The sequence below is a fragment of the Arcicella rigui genome, assembly GCF_034929435.1.
GTDB lineage: Bacteria > Bacteroidota > Bacteroidia > Cytophagales > Spirosomataceae > Arcicella > Arcicella rigui.
The window spans coordinates 169,591-185,659 of the sequence record NZ_JAYFUM010000011.1 but is presented as its reverse complement, the minus strand read 5'-3'; the positions used below and the strand labels follow the sequence as shown (position 1 = coordinate 185,659).

12 protein-coding genes are annotated in these 16,069 nt (G+C 35.3%); 6 read left to right on the top strand and 6 right to left on the bottom strand.

Going from position 1 to position 16,069, the window contains the following annotated elements; translation table 11 throughout:
* The first annotated feature begins 267 nt into the window (after positions 1-267).
* From VB248_RS11380 to VB248_RS11365, 4 genes are all read left to right on the top strand, one after another.
* Positions 268-1,716: a ComEC/Rec2 family competence protein gene (locus VB248_RS11380; protein WP_323296903.1), complete on the top strand. Its 1,449-nt coding sequence runs from the start codon at positions 268-270 to the stop codon at positions 1,714-1,716.
* A gap of 229 nt (positions 1,717-1,945) precedes the next feature.
* Positions 1,946-2,527, top strand: coding sequence for a hypothetical protein (locus VB248_RS11375; RefSeq protein WP_323296902.1), 582 nt, complete (start codon positions 1,946-1,948; stop codon positions 2,525-2,527).
* A gap of 19 nt (positions 2,528-2,546) precedes the next feature.
* Positions 2,547-3,005 carry a hypothetical protein gene (locus VB248_RS11370; protein WP_323296901.1) on the top strand — a complete coding sequence of 153 codons (459 nt, stop codon included), beginning with the start codon at positions 2,547-2,549 and terminating at the stop codon, positions 3,003-3,005.
* A 4-nt stretch (positions 3,006-3,009) separates the two neighbouring features.
* A complete protein-coding gene (locus VB248_RS11365) occupies positions 3,010-3,189 on the top strand; it encodes a hypothetical protein (RefSeq protein ID WP_323296900.1) in 180 nt (59 codons plus the stop codon).
* Between the two features lie 9 nt (positions 3,190-3,198).
* On the opposite strand, the gene VB248_RS11360 is transcribed toward VB248_RS11365, so the two are convergent.
* Both VB248_RS11360 and VB248_RS11355 read right to left on the bottom strand, forming a co-directional pair.
* Positions 3,199-3,960, bottom strand: a complete 762-nt coding sequence (locus tag VB248_RS11360; protein ID WP_323296899.1) for a LytR/AlgR family response regulator transcription factor — start codon at positions 3,958-3,960, stop codon at positions 3,199-3,201.
* Positions 3,961-4,186: 226 nt separating this feature from the next.
* Positions 4,187-6,364, bottom strand: a complete 2,178-nt coding sequence (locus VB248_RS11355; protein ID WP_323296898.1) for a histidine kinase — start codon at positions 6,362-6,364, stop codon at positions 4,187-4,189.
* A gap of 400 nt (positions 6,365-6,764) precedes the next feature.
* On the opposite strand from VB248_RS11355, the gene VB248_RS11350 reads away from it, so the two are divergent.
* Positions 6,765-9,875: a glycoside hydrolase family 2 TIM barrel-domain containing protein gene (locus VB248_RS11350; RefSeq protein WP_323296897.1), complete on the top strand. Its 3,111-nt coding sequence runs from the start codon at positions 6,765-6,767 to the stop codon at positions 9,873-9,875.
* Between the two features lie 195 nt (positions 9,876-10,070).
* Here VB248_RS11350 and VB248_RS11345 read toward each other — a convergent pair whose 3' ends face one another.
* Positions 10,071-10,760 carry a hypothetical protein gene (locus tag VB248_RS11345; protein ID WP_323296896.1) on the bottom strand — a complete coding sequence of 230 codons (690 nt, stop codon included), beginning with the start codon at positions 10,758-10,760 and terminating at the stop codon, positions 10,071-10,073.
* 203 nt (positions 10,761-10,963) lie between these two features.
* On the opposite strand from VB248_RS11345, the gene VB248_RS11340 reads away from it, so the two are divergent.
* Positions 10,964-11,962 (top strand): NADP-dependent oxidoreductase, encoded by a 999-nt coding sequence (locus VB248_RS11340; RefSeq protein WP_323296895.1) that lies wholly within the window; start codon positions 10,964-10,966, stop codon positions 11,960-11,962.
* 92 nt (positions 11,963-12,054) lie between these two features.
* Here VB248_RS11340 and VB248_RS11335 read toward each other — a convergent pair whose 3' ends face one another.
* The 3 genes from VB248_RS11335 to amaB all read right to left on the bottom strand — a co-directional run bounded on the left by VB248_RS11335 (position 12,055) and on the right by amaB (position 15,824).
* The gene (locus VB248_RS11335; protein ID WP_323296894.1) at positions 12,055-13,128 is read right to left on the bottom strand and encodes a saccharopine dehydrogenase C-terminal domain-containing protein; all 1,074 of its coding nucleotides are present in this window, start codon (positions 13,126-13,128) and stop codon (positions 12,055-12,057) included.
* Between the two features lie 157 nt (positions 13,129-13,285).
* A complete protein-coding gene (locus VB248_RS11330) occupies positions 13,286-14,206 on the bottom strand; it encodes a DUF1338 domain-containing protein (protein WP_323296893.1) in 921 nt (306 codons plus the stop codon).
* Positions 14,207-14,318: 112 nt separating this feature from the next.
* The gene (gene amaB, locus VB248_RS11325) at positions 14,319-15,824 is read right to left on the bottom strand and encodes an L-piperidine-6-carboxylate dehydrogenase (protein WP_407652906.1); all 1,506 of its coding nucleotides are present in this window, start codon (positions 15,822-15,824) and stop codon (positions 14,319-14,321) included.
* Positions 15,825-16,069: the final 245 nt, after the last annotated feature.

Below are 16,069 nucleotides of genomic sequence, written 5' to 3'. Positions count from 1 at the left end.
TTACAGCTCAAAAATAGTAGGTGACGGTAACACTTTGCGGTTACCGTTTTTTGTATCGGTACGCTGCTAAACGGTAACCACAAGAATTACCACTACACCTTATCATAAGACAAAATACCGTATAATAAGTTTTTTGGAAATTGTTAGCTATTGGTTTGGGGATTTTGTGGGAAAATGGTAGGTTGCTACTTCATAATCGTAAATATTTCTACCATCATTAAAATGGTAAATGAAATTATAGTTTTAGACAATTAAATAGCATTAACGATGACATTTTCTCAAAAATTCACGGTTCATCCTGTTGGGCAAGGATTATTTTATAGTGGAATATTTAAAATTGGTACTAAAGTTAAATTTAGTATGGTATTCGACTGCGGAACTAAGTCTGTTGCTAAAGCCATTCAAACAGAAATTGATTTATATAGAACTGAGACTAATATTAGTAGTACAAAGACACTTGATTTATTAATTATTTCACATTTTGATAAAGACCATGTGAGTCATATTGAAAAATTATTGGATGGTAATATCAAAGTAAAAACTCTCATAATGCCTTTTATAACGTTTCAAGAGCGTTTATTTTTAGTGCTTAGATTTCTTAGTCAGTCAAAAGGCAATAATTCAAATAAAGAGTTTATAATTAAATTTATTCTTGATCCATTTAGTACTTTGAAGAATAATTTAGATGATGATTCTGAAATATATTTAATTGATGGTGAAGATTTAGGTAGCCCAATTCCTCAAATAGAAAATAGTAATCAGGATACTTTTGATTTCAGTGAGAATGAAAGCTTTACAATTGTTTTTGAAGAAGGAGAAGGAGTTAAATCTGAGCTTGAAGATAAGGATATAGAAAAAACACGCTTCAAATCTGATGAAGCAAAAGTATATAAAGTCAATCATAGAAACAAAGGTATATTAAAAACCTCAACAGGGTTGGCATTAATGGAATTTCTATTTTATAAACGAAATATTGGTGAAGAGGATAAAGAATTTTTTGATAAAATTGAAAAGTTATTTTTTGCTAAATATGTGATACAACTATCAGGTTTATCAGAAGAACACAAATTGGATAAAATTGTTGAAATTATTAAAGGAATAAATTCATTTAAAGGTTCTGGTTTACAAAAAATTTTTGTTGATGCACAGAAAGAGACAAGTAGTCAAACAGACAAAATAAAAAAAGAGCCTTTAGAAGAAAAAGAACCACAATATCTTGATATAATAGACTCCAACACAACCTCTCTTTGTTTATTACATAAAAATCTTATGAGTAGTTTACATCAAAACAAGCATGGTAGAATAATACAAATTCAAAAGTTTACTATCCCTCAAAATAGAGTTAATATACCTTGGTGTAGATTCTATCAAAATACTTATAGTCGGAATAATAACTTCCCCAATGTACTTTTAACTTCAGATACTTTTCTATTAAAAGATGTTCAGGTTGACCCATTTTTAAAACATTTTCAAAATTATTGGAACGACTTTTGGCTTTTTCAAATTCCTCATCATGGCTCTAAAAAAAGCAGTAACTTTTTATTACATTCTAACATACCTTCAAGAGCTTACAATTTTATCAATTATGGTATTCCCAATAAAGATAAGCATCCCGACCAAAGTGTTATTTATGATTTAGTAGCTACTGGGCATTCAGTAAGATTAATACCTGTTACTCAATATCAAGGACTCTTTTTTGAATTGATTTATCCATGATTCTTACTAAAGTATCCATATTAACCTTTACTGACATTATGATTGGACAGAATACCGTTTAATAATTTTTTATGGAATTAATTAGGTGTAAGGTTGTAGATTTTGTGGGAAAATGGTATGTTGTATGGGATTTAGGTTTGAATTGTTCTTTCAGTATAAAAAACTTAAAGCTGATAACAAAAACATAAATATTATAATATAAACTTTTCTAAAACTTAAATATTGTAAAATGAATGCAGATTTGACTCATACTTTTAAACACGCAAGAAGCCTAATCAATTCTTGGAAAAATAGATACTCTACGACGGAATATCCACAAAAAGTAATTTTAAACATTTTTTATAGAAAATATACAATTGAAAGAATTTGGGCAGATATAATAAATCAATCACATTCTACTTGGGAATTTGCGTATGAAAAAAACATGAAAAAATATGCTGAAGTTGCTCAAAGTGAAATTGTTCCAATATTAGAAAATAACCTAAAAGAGAACAAGAAAGTAACAAATATAAAATTTTCAGATTTTCAACCATATATAAAATCAGCCTCTTTGGGAGATGTAGATGCTATCAAAGCCATTGAATATACATATTTTTTAAATAGAATTTTTGATGAACTTACAATGTTATGGATTTCAATGGTTAATAGTGGTGAAACTAAAATAGATGCAATAGCCAAATTGACAGGGGTAATTCTACCTCGTGAAATCTCAATAAGTAGTTATCGTGAAGTTGAACAAATTTTTGATAAAATAGGCGTTGAAACCTACTTACAGTCATTATTTATTAAAGAATTCAAAAATCAGTTGTAAAGAAGATACTAAACATAAAATGGAAATAAATATAAACGAAGAATATTCAGGATTTGAATTTGAAAATGGGTACATAATACTAATTGATAATCTAATTAAATTGGGGCTTATCACAGATATATTTAAACGTTCAAATAGTTTAATTTTATTGAAAGATGATGAAATAAATGGAGGAGGAATTACATATTTTATTAGAGAATCAGATTTAATGGAATTTTATAATGACCTCAAAAGCTGTTTTAACCAAAATTTATCACCCGACTTAAATGTTGGTTTAACCTCCCTAAAGAAATGGATTGAAAGGTCATATCATAATTCAGGAAGAGTGTCATATGAATCTTTAATGAGTGAAGATAGTAATTGTTGCGAAATTATTATAGCGAATGGTAGTATCATAGACTACCCACAGACTAAAAACTCTTCCTTATCATGGTCTCAAGATGAATACTCTTATTATAATTTGATGCGACAAATATAGGTCAATGGGAATTCGCCCTTGTTGGAATTATTTCCAACAAGATGTGCGTAAGCAACACACCAACTTGATAGTTTCATCCTCACTTCATATTTGGAGAGTTGCTTACGCTCGTTTCTTTGGAGATAACTCCAAAGAAGGCGGAAAGAAGGCGGAAAGCTTGGCTGGAAAATCCGAAATCCGATAACCCAAATCCCTAAATCTCCATCAATCGCTTTAAATTATCATGGAAAGAAACGCCTGTTTCTAATTTACTTCGTTTTTGGTCTTGCATTACTACCAAGTATTTGCCGTTGAAATGTCTTTCTAATTCTTTAATTCTGGTAGCATTTACAATACACGAACGACTGATTCTGATAAAGCTGTCTGGTAGTTTTTCGCTAAGGTTCGCAATGGTATAATTGGTAATATGTTGTTTTCCATCGACGGTATTTAAAAATACATACTTATCATCTGCCTGAAAAAAGGCGATTTCGTGGAAAGCAATAATTAAAATTTTATCGCCATTCTTTACAGAAATAGAATGAATTTCTTTTTTAGGTTTTAGCAATTCCGAAATAGATTGAATACTCTCGGAAGAAAGTTTTAAAGATTGGTTTTCCGTAAATTTTAGTAGTTTTTGCACCGTTCTATCCAACCTTGATTTTTCGATAGGCTTCAATAAATAATCAATAGAATTTTCTTCAAAAGCCTTCATGGCAAATTGGTCGAAGGCTGTCACAAAAATCACAATCGGCATATAAGTAAGTTTTGCCAGCATCTCAAAACCCGAAAGAATAGGCATTTCGATGTCTAAGAAAATTAAATCAGGCTTTAAATCTTCGATGATTTCCAAGCCCTCTTGTCCGTTCAAAGCCTCGCCAATGATGTCGAAAGTATCGTCATAATCTTTCAAAAGTCTTCGCATTCGACTAATTGAAATCGGTTCGTCGTCTATGAGTATGGTTTTGTATTGCATGGATTGGGTTTTAACCTCACCCCCAACCCCTCTCCTGCTGAGAGGGGAGCAGATTTTGGTTTTTAAAATTTATTCCTTAAAGCTATTGTTCTTTCAAATTATAATCGTAGTCTGATAGCTTTCAATCTTACAGTTGATTATAAAGTCTATCATTTATTCAATTAACCTAAAATTCCTTAAAGTCTGTTCCTCCTCTCTGAAGGAGAGGGGGTTAGGGGGTGAGGTTTCACAAAGGCAAATAAATCATCACCACCTTCTCTGGCTGATTTTTAATATCAATACTTGCTTTATCGCCATAAACAATTTTTAGTTTTTCTTTAATACTTCGTAAACCAAAGCCACCGCCGAAGGATTCGCCAAAATCTGGGCCGTTGTCGTGGATTTTAATTAAAATATTGTTTTCTGCTTCGCTGATTTTTACGCTAATAATGCCTGCACTGGCAATTTTTGAAATACCATGTTTGATGGCATTTTCTACCAAAGGTTGTAACAAAAATCGAGGAATTTTTTCTTCCAAAATACTTTCTTCACAATCAATTGAGTAGGTTAAACGATGTCCAAAACGTACTTCTTCAATGGTTAAATAAGCTTTAATGATTTCTAACTCATCTGCCAACGTATGAAAATTCTCTTCGGTTCGTCCTGTTGTGTAGCGAAACAATTTTGATAATTGAATTGTCATTTCTTCGGCTTTATCAGGTTTGTCGTGAATCAATCCAGCAATGCTATTCAATGAATTATACAAAAAATGTGGATTGATTCGGGCTTCTAAAGCATCTAATTGTGCTTTGGATTTTAGTTTTTCTAAATTCAATAATTGATACTCCTGTTCTGAAATCTTGCGAGTAATACTTCTTGTTTTGAGCCAGTAAATAAGATAAGACCAACTAATCAGCACAGGAAGAATAAAGTAAAAATAAAATGCCGCCGTTTTGTTAAGCTCCCACAAATTATTGTTTACATCTTGCCAAAAAAGTGTTGTATGAAAAAGATTCCCAAAAATCAACGAACAACCCATTAGTGGAAAAATCTTCACCCAATCGACAGGAACTTTATTTTCAATGTAATGGATAAAGACATAAATCGCTGCTACCGATGCCAAAGCACTTAAAAAAGTTAGATAAAATACTTTTTGATAAATGTTGGAGAAATCAATCGGTAAGTGACTGATTTGTAAGGTAAAAAAAGTTACACAAGTAAGAGCATAGCCCAACAACAAGCAAAACACGACCTTAAAAAAAAAATTATAGGAAGATTTTAAATCAAAATCATGTTCTTTTCTTTCAAATGGTTGAGTGTTTACAGCGGTTTTTCTTTCAGAAAAGTTAGGACTTTTTTTTTCCTCGTTTGGCTGAAATTCCTCTTTAGGAGTATTGGGTTTATTCGGTTGATAAGTATTACTAAAAATGCTGTTGGTAATATCTATTTTGCCTGCCAAGGTTTTAATCGTTACGTTTGGCCCACCGCCATTCAATTTTCCTCTGACACTTTGTTTGGTTTGATAACCCGAAAAATTAGCAAACATGGGCGTATAAACACGACTGGCGGAGGCTTCTAAATCCATAGGATGTTCAAGCGGAAGAGCAATTTTAATGTTTCCGCCTGCGGTATCAAACCAAGCATATTGATTGATTTCATTTACTTCTGCTTTGATATTGCCGCCTTTGGTACTTGCTCCGATATTTCCATTTACATTTTTCAAGTAAATGTTTCCGCCAGCAGTATTACATTCTAAAAAACCATTTACGGTAAAGGCTTCGATGTTTCCGCCCCAACTTGAACAATGAATATTGCCTTCATGGTGTTGGATATACATATTGCCGCCTTTAGTATCAATATTAATATCAGCTTTATTGGCTGCCAAAAAGATATTTCCACCCATCGTCGAAGCGTTGATTCTGCCTTCGCATTGGAATATATTGATTTTTCCGCCCATTGTTTTGCCTTCAACATTTCCTTTGGTTTGTTCAGCAGAAATATCCCCGCCCCAAGTAGAAAAAGTATGATTGCCTTCCAATTTTTTCAAGGAAACCTGTCCGCCATAGGTTTTTGAATAACTATTTATAGAAGCGGGCAAGTAAATTCTGAAAGAAGTAGTCTGGAAATTAAACCAATTATACACATTAAAGTAATCGGGTTTTGAAGAAATCATCAGCGTATCGTCCACTACGTTCATCATTAAATCGTGTGTGTCGAAATCAAATTCCAACAAAGGGTCTTTGAGTATAAAAAGCGTAAACACACTTCTAACAGAAGCAAATACTTCTACTTTGATGTTGTTTTCTTCATGTCCAATCAGTTCGATATTGCCAGAGAAATTTTTGAGATGAAGATTCTTAATGCCTTCAGCTTCATAAGTTTTCGTGAGCGTTGGTTTATAGTTCATGGCTTCGGATTCAAGCATCTTGTGGATTGATGCAGGTTTAAATTTAGTGAAAAATTTTGCTTTAAGCTTTTAGAAAATCAGCTTTCTGATTTTTCCTTGTTTGTTGATTCAAAACAAGTACTGAAAACAATTTTTTAGAAGTACTTTCCGACAAATTGAAAAATAGAGGGGATGAAATTGGTTTTTGCTTGGATAAAAATTGTAGAGAATAAAGATGTAAGACAAAAGACTTAAAGAGCCTATTTTTTATTTTTGAGAATTATGAAGAATTTTTATTTCGTAGAATAATAATATTTTTTAATGATTTTAGAGTATAAATTTACTTTGAATTGCATCTAATAAATATAGGATGGATTTTCAACCTTTTTATCTGAAAAATGAATCTTAGAAAAAAACACAAAAAAACTATCAAAAAACAATGAAGAAACTATTACTATTAAGTGCGTTTATCACACAAGTTGGTTTTGCCCAGCAAAATGCTTGGGAAAATCCGGCAGTGGTAGATAGTCACAAAGAGCCTGCTCATGTTGATTTTATGGTTTACGACAACAAGCCAGCTGCTCTTGAAAATAACTATGGTAAATCTCCTTTTTATCAATCTTTAAACGGTACTTGGAAATTCAATTTTGCTCCTTCTATCGAAAAAAGTCCTAAAAACTTCTTCGCAACCAATTTAGACGACAGTCAATGGAATGATTTAAAAGTACCTTCAAACTGGGAACGCAAAGGTTTCGGAACGCCGATTTATACCAATATTATTTATCCATATCCTAAAAATCCGCCATTTATTGGTGGCGACAATCCCGTAGGAAGCTATCGCAGAAATTTCACTGTGCCAAGTACTTGGGATGGTCGTGAGATTTTATTGCATTTCGGTTCAATCACGGGTTATGCCGTGGTGTACGTAAACGGAAAAGAAGTAGGGATGACGAAAGTATCAAAATCGCCAGCCGAATTTGATATTACGCCTTATTTACAAAAAGGAAATAATTTATTAGCGGTACAAGTATATCGTTGGCATGATGGAAGTTATCTTGAAGACCAAGATTTTTGGCGTTTGTCGGGTATCGAACGTGATGTATTTATGTACGCATTGCCAAAAACCAGTCTTTGGGACTTTTTCTTGAAAGCTGATTTAGATAAAAATTATATCGACGGCTTGTTTAGTGCTTCCGTTTCGCTTCGCAAATTTGGAGAAAGTAATATTCAAGCAGGAACAGTTTTAGCAGAAATTCAAGACAAAACTGGCAAAACGATTTTTACAAAACAAGTTGCTGTAAAACCTAATACTTTAGAAGTAAACATCGACGGGAAAATTACTAATCCAGCTAAATGGAGTGCTGAATTTCCGAATTTATACGATTGTATTCTTACTTTAAAAGATACAAAAGGCAATGTTTTGGGCATTACCAGTACAAAAATTGGTTTCAGAAAAATTGAAATTAAAAATGCTCAATTAATGGTAAATGGTGTACCTACTTTGGTACATGGCGTAAATCGTCACGAACACGACCCTGTGGAAGGACACGTGCCAAACCGTGAATTGATGTTGAAAGATATTCAATTGATGAAACAATTTAACATCAATTCTGTAAGAAACAGCCATTATCCAAACGACCCATATTGGTATAAACTCTGCGACGAGTACGGTTTGTATGTAGTGGACGAAGCCAATATCGAAACGCACGGAATGGGAGCGGAGTGGCAAGGAAGTTTTGATAAATCTAAACATCCTGCTTATTTGCCACTTTGGGCGGAGGCTCATAAAGACCGTACTGTTCGTTTGTTTGAGCGTGATAAAAACCACCCTTCAGTCATTATTTGGTCTTTAGGAAACGAATGTGGCAATGGCCCAGTTTTTTATGAAACTTATAAATGGTTGAAAGAAAAAGATTCAACTCGTCCAGTGCAGTCGGAACAAGCAGGGGAAAATGCTAATACAGACATCGTTTGTCCGATGTATCCAGAAATCAAAAATATGGTAGCTTATGCACAAGATGCTACTAAAACCAGACCTTACATTATGTGCGAGTACTCGCATGCTATGGGAAATAGTAATGGTAATTTCCAAGAATATTGGGATATTATCGCCAGTTCAAAACACATGCAAGGCGGTTTTATTTGGGATTGGGTTGACCAAGGAATGCAAACTGCAACCACAGACGGAAGACCATTTTTTGCTTACGGGGGAGATTTAGGTGGATTGTACTTACAAAACGACGAAAACTTCTGTGCCAATGGTGTTGTAGCTGCCGATCGCTCGCCACATCCGGGTTTATTTGAAGTAAAAAAAGTTTATCAGTCTATTTTATTCAAGAAAAAAGACCTTGCTAAAGGCGACATTATTGTTCAAAATGTGTTTGATTTTACCAATTTAGATACTTATCAATTCAAGTGGATTTTATCTAAAAATGGGGTAGCTCAAAAAGAAGGAGATTTTGCCGTTTCGCTTGCTCCTAAGCAAGAAAAAGAAATTCACTTGCCAATTCCTGCTATTGATAACCAAGCAGAATATACTCTTTCGGTATTTGCTTTTACCAAAGTAGAAAGTCCTTTAGTACCTGCTGGACATGAAGTAGCTCGTGAACAATTTGTTTTGAGCGAGCAATCGTATTTTGATATTGCAGCCAAATCAACAATAAAAGCTGGCGTACAAATCACTCGTGAACAAGACAAAGTACGTTTTTCGACTGGAAATATTACTGGAGAATTTGATACAAAAAGAGGACGTTGGACAAAATACGCTTTGACTTCTGGCAAAGAGTTTATCAATCAATTCCCAGAACCGTATTTTTGGAGAGCTTGGACAGACAATGATTATGGCAATGATATGCCTATAAATTTAGGGATTTGGAGAAACGCACACGTAAACAAAACCTTGAAAAACGTAGAAGTAGGCGAGCAACAAGCTGACGGAAGTTTACAAATCACGGTCAATTATGAACTTTCAGGCATTAATGTTCCTTATTCAACGGTTTATCAAATTCAAGGAGATGGTTCGGTAAAAGTAACCGCTACGATGGATATGGGCGAACGTAATTTGCCAGAACTTCCTCGTTTTGGGATGAGATTACAGTTGAATAAAGCTACCAATCAGTTCAGTTATTATGGACGTGGCCCATTAGAAAATTACAGCGACCGTAAAACGGCTACTTTCTTGGGCGTTTATGAAGATGTAGCTCCTAAATCATTGGTAAGTAATTATATTCGTCCGCAAGAACATGGTTATCATACCGATACTCGTTGGTTGAAAGTTGTAAACGAACAAGGTCAGGGCTTACAAGTAGAAGCTCCGCAGGCTTTTTGCTTTAGTTTATTGCCTTTCAAAGCAGAAGATTTAGACCCAGGCAATACTAAAAAACAACAACACCCGACAGACATCAAGATTCGTGATGAAAATACTTTACACATCGACTTGAATCAGCGTGGCGTTGGTGGCGATAATAGTTGGGGAGAATTACCACACAAACAGTACAGAATGTTAGACAAAAAATATTCATATAGTTATGTGATTAAATTGATTAACTAATTGGACTTTAGTATTCTTTTGACTTAAAGACTTCAAGATTCAAGACAAAAAAGCCCGAAAATGATTTACTCATTTTCGGGCTTTTATTTTAAAATCTTCTTTTCAAATTAAGTAATTGTACATTTTTTTTATGTTTTGAAATGTTGTAACAGATTGAAATTCATAATTTATAATTCAGCATTCATATTTGAAACCTTATCCATGAAAACCTCCGTGACTCGAACTACGAAAGAAACCACTTCTTCCGCTCATCGGACGAGAAGTAATAGTTCTTGAATTACCGATACTTTGATGAATACTACTTGATTTTTCATAAGCATTTCTTGAAGCATAAAAACGCCCGAAATTTCCTCTATAATAAGATGAATGATAACCTCTTTTAGAAGAATCCTTTCTTGATGAACTGCTGTAAGTACTTGAATTATTGAAATTATTCACGATGTCGGGGCGATAATTTGAATAACTCGGACTCAAAGTTTTAGCTAACAAATAGCCCATTCCGCCATACAACAAGGCATTAGACAAATTATTACTTTGACCAATATGAGCTTGATTGGTAGCAATTTCATTATCAATCAAGGCTTTCACAGCTCTGGGCGAAAGAGTATCTTTTTTACCATCCAAATAGGTAACGATGGCAACCGAACTGTCGGCTGGCACTTGTACTTCGTCCGTAATTTTGAACTGCCCTTTCGATGTTTCAGAAATATAAGTTTTTACACCTTTGGTATAAACTTCTACTTCTTCATAATCGCCTTCGTCTTCTTGGGAATTTCCACAGCTTTGGAGTAATACCACATTTCCTAAAACAGCCAAAGCTAAAGTACCGCTTACGGAGATGTCTTTGACTTTACGAATGAATGAACTTTTGCGTAAAGGTGTCATTGTGTTTGAATAACGATTTCAAAAATCGTGAAATGTTAATTTTGGTTTATTTGTCAAAGATATTCTGGATTTATTCAATTAGAAAATACTTAGGAAGAATGGTATTTTTTTTCTGAGAACGGTAAAAATTACAAGGCATTTTCGGTAAAACCCTGCTATTGATTGATAGCAAATTTCTAAATTGCTGACAAATCAACAATCTCATGGAAAATATTCAAGTCAAATTAGCGAGTCGTCCTTTCGGGAATCCAAAAGAAAGTGACTTTTCAATTGAAAAAACGCCTCTTCCTTCTATCCAAGACGGAGAAGTATTAATCAAAACTGCTTATATCTCACTCGACCCTGCCATGCGTGGCTGGATGAACGAAGGGAAATCCTACATTGCCCCCGTGAAAATCGGCGACGTTTTCAGAGCAGGAACGGCAGGGGAGGTAGTAGCATCAAAAAATGAAAATTTTGTTGTCGGGCAAAAAGTAACAGGCAATTGGGGCGTACAACAATTTGGAGTATCCAAAGGAAAAGATATTATCAAAGTAGATACTTCTTTCGCCCCTTTACCGATGTACTTAGCCACTTTAGGAATGCCCGGCATGACAGCCTATTTCGGTTTATTAGAAACTGGTTTGCCCAAAGAAGGCGATACTTTGGTAGTTTCTGGAGCATCTGGTGCGGTTGGAAGTGTAGTAGGACAGATAGCAAAAATCAAAGGTTGTAGAGTCATTGGCATTGCAGGCGACCAAGAAAAATGTGATTACTGCGTCAACGAATTAGGTTTTGATGCCTGTATCAATTACAAAACTGAGAATGTTAGAAAAGCCCTCAAAGAAGCTTGTCCCGAAGGAATTGATATTTATTTTGACAACGTTGGCGGCGAGATTTTAGACATTGTACTTACTCAAATTCGATTTAAAGCCCGTATCGTTATTTGCGGAGCAATTTCACAATACAACAATACCGAACCTGTAAAAGGCCCATCCAATTATTTATCACTTTTGGTGAATCGTGCCAGAATGGAAGGCATTGTGGTTTTTGATAATGCTGCAAATTATGGAAAAGCTGCCAAAGAAATGGCTGGCTGGCTTAATGAAGGAAAACTAAAATCTAAGATTCATATCGAGCAAGGAATCGAAAACTTTTACCCAAGTTTAATGATGCTTTTTTCTGGAAAAAACTTCGGAAAATTAGTGTTAGAAGTAGCGTAAAATTATACTATCAGACTGTAAACATTAGGCAAAATGGCTTTAAAGCCTTTGCTCAATGCTTACAGTCTAAAGCTTATAGCAAGAAAAATATTTTAATTTTGCTCGTTATTAGCTTTAAAAAAACTTCCCGTTGAAGTACTCAAGAAGGCTTCAAAATCAATGTCTTCTTGTTTAATAAATCCATTTTGAGGCAGTTTTTTATCAGCCACCATTTCAATTACACTTACGATAGAAGCCGCTGTTGTCCATGAAATAGCACGCCAATGTTTGCCATCAATTAATTTCGGAGAATACGCTCGGTAAAATTCTTCTCTTTCAATTACTTTATTTTTCCAACCTTCCACTACCGCATAAACATATACTACATCTTCCTGAACGGGCGGTTTTGCTTCCGTCAAGATTTCCTCTAAAAGCTCACGACGGTCTTTTAAAATTAATTCATATAATAAAAATTTCATCAATTTCCCATGACCGGGATAACGAATTGTTTTGTAATTCAGCGTATCAACTTTTCCTTCAAAAGTCTCGCACATCGTTCCCAAGCCTCCCGAAGTACTGAAAGCCTCAAATTCGTTTCCTTCGATATTGATAGTTTCTAAGCCATCCAAAGCCGACACTAATTTTAGTTTTCCGTTATGAATTACTTCACAATCGTTGATGTACTCGTTGATAACTCCCGCAGGCGACCAAGTGAAAGAATAGCCCAATAAACCGTTGGGATATTTGGGTAAAGCACCTACTCTAAGCTCAATATCACGGAGTTTGGTAAATCTTTTGGCTAAATCTGCCCCTACAATGCCGATAAAACCGGGAGCTAAACCACATTGTGGAGCTAAAACAGCAGTACTTCCTTCTTCTGCCATTTTTCTGATAGCACTTGTAGTGGGTACATCTTCTGTTAAATCAAAATAATGTTTCCCGTTTTTATGAGCAGTCTGAGCGATTTTCAAGTTCAGATTATAAGGCATACAAGAAACTACCGCATCAAAATTGGGAATTAAATTTTCAAGAAAAGTAAGGTCTGTAACGTCCCCTTTCATTACTTCAAAAGGTAATTCCGAAGTAGGAACATTTTTATCTAAACCCTTTACTTCAAAACGTTTGGACAATAGGATTCCCACCAATGAGCCTACTTTGCCCATGCCAATTACTAATATATTTTTCATGATTGTATTCGATTAGCTGTCAGCTTTTTTGAAAAAAGCTGACAGTTGCTGAGGGTGAAATTTGTTTGTTGTGAAGTGCAATATTCTGGCGGTTTAATCTTACCATCAGAATACTTTATCAAAAAAGCTGAAATCCGAAACCACAAATCCAAAAACCTTAACTTCTCTTGGTCATTTCAAAAAGGTTGGTAGCTTGTTCGCCCAAGAAACCATCAAACCAAACTTGTTGTCCGTTTTCTTCGATGTAGCCTCTTTCGGCTAATTCATAATAAGCATAAGACCAATTGAGCGTGCCTAAACTTCCGTCAGCTTCAATTACTGGACAATCTTCGTCAATGGCTTGGGTTGAACTTTGGCGAAGTTTACTTCCTTTTGCTCCTTCAATAGCGGGTTTTATAGGTACTCCTATATTTTCGAGTGCCGCCATTGTGCCTTCGATGCCATCCCATTCTGGTACATTTTGATAATTAATGTAAGCCGTAAAGTGATTCACAGAATTGCCATGCAATAAAGTCCAAGCAGCAAATTGAGATTCTTTATTGACTGCTAAAATAGTTTCCTTTTTTGCTGGCGACCATGGACGAGCAAAGAATTTCACTAAAGCATTTACTAAGCGGTCGGCTTCGGCAGAAATCAATTCTCCATTATGTTTTAGACTTGCCAATAACTGGCGAGCTTCACCAGCTAATAAATCAGGAGCATCTTTAACGGCTTCGTTAATCAAAGCTTGGGTACTTTCTGAAAGTTCAGCTACCTCCAACTGTGTTACAAAGAATTTAGGAAAATTGATATTCGTTGGATGCTGATAATGAAATGAATTCAGATGTTTTGAAGGAAAGGAGTAAGGGAGAATTTTCACATAACCCAGAGACTCCAACACTTCTGAAATAGCAGGGATTCCTGCTGGTTGTTTTCCCGTAAAAGTATTAAAAGTACGGAAAGCACAGTGGTCGTTGACGACATTTCCACCTTTAGACAGCACCAAATCTGCATATTGCTGTGCATATTTTACTCTTTTGCAATAGCCCTCCCAGAGCTTTTCCATCAGAGATTTTGTAATCATTTCTTGTGTTTTCATGGCTATTTTTCAGTTGTGAATGAGTGAGTTGTGATTTAGTGAATTGTGAATGAGTGAGTTAGTGAATTGTTTATCAATAAAACATTCACTAATTCACTAACTCACTCATTCGCTAAATGTTAAATGTTATTCCTTGTGCCAAAGGCAATTGTTTTCCGTAATTGATGGTATTGGTTTGTCTTCTCATATAAGCTTTCCAAGCGTCCGAGCCAGATTCTCTTCCGCCTCCTGTTTCTTTTTCTCCACCGAAAGCTCCGCCGATTTCTGCTCCAGAAGTACCAATATTTACATTGGCAATACCACAGTCTGAACCGTTGGCTGATAAAAACAATTCTGCTTCTCGCATATTCAATGTAAAAATTGAAGACGACAAGCCTTGCGGTACATCGTTCTGAATTTCAAGGGCTTCTTCAATGTTCGAATACTTCATAATGTATAAAATCGGAGCAAAAGTTTCATGCTTTACTATGCTGAAATGTGGCTCTACTTCGGCAATGCAGGGTTTTACATAACAGCCCGACTCGTAGCCATCGCCAGAGAGCAATGCGGCTTCTACCAACATTTTTCCGCCTTCTTTCGCCACTGCTTCCACGGCTTTTTGGTCGATTAATGGCCCAACGTGATTATTCTCATCCAAAGGATTTCCGATGCGTAATTGTTGATACGCTTTTACCAAACGTTCTTTGAGTGATTCGTAGATTGATTCATGGATAATCAATCTTCTGGTAGAAGTACAACGTTGTCCAGCCGTACCCACTGCCCCAAACACTACGGCAGGAATGGCAATGGTTAAATCTGCATTTTCGGTAATGATAATGGCATTATTTCCGCCCAACTCTAATAAACTTTTACCCATTCTTGCGGCAACTGTTGCACCAACAATTTTTCCCATTCGGGTTGAACCGGTGGCTGAAATTAGTGGTACTCTGGTATCTGCCGTAAGCCATTCACCTACTTGATAATCGCCAGTGATAATATTAGAAACACCTTCGGGGATCTGATTTTCTTTCAAAACTGAGGCAATGATATTTTGACAAGCAATCGCCGTCAAGGGTGTTTTTTCAGAAGGTTTCCAAATACACACATCGCCACAAACCCAAGCAATCATGGCATTCCATGACCAAACAGCAACGGGAAAATTAAAGGCGGAAATAATACCAACAATACCTAAAGGATGATACTGTTCGTACATTCTGTGTTCGGGACGTTCGGAGTGCATCGTTAGACCATACAACTGACGAGACAAGCCCACCGCAAAATCACAGATGTCGATGATTTCCTGTACTTCGCCCAAGCCTTCTTGTAAACTTTTTCCCATTTCATACGAAACTAATTTTCCAAGTTCTGCCTTGTATTCACGGAAAGCCATTCCTATTTGTCTGACAATCTCGCCACGGCGGGGAGCAGGAATATTTCGCCAAGTTTTAAAGGCAGTTTGGGCTGTTGCCATTACCTGTTGGTAATCTTGATGCGTACTTTCCGAAACTTTAGCAATGAGTTGGCTATCAACTGGCGAGTACGAACTCAAGTACTTGTAGCCCGAAGCCCAAGCCTGTAAACCAGTACTTGTTCCGAAATTGACGGATTGAATTCCTAATTTTTCTAAAATACTTTGCATGATGAAGTGCCTCGACATTTCAAGCCGAGTAATTTAATTTTTCTAAGAATGGGTAATTTTTAATCAATATTGGAGATGATTGATTTTTCCGAAATCTATGCCCTATTTTTTAAATTTGCAAGTATGGTAACCCTTTATGATATACGCAATTGTGCTATGAAAATATTACTATTCTAAGTCAGAAAAATTTTAGGCTATGCTAAAATTAGCTGACATGGTATTTTAGTGAGATAATTTTTTTTGAA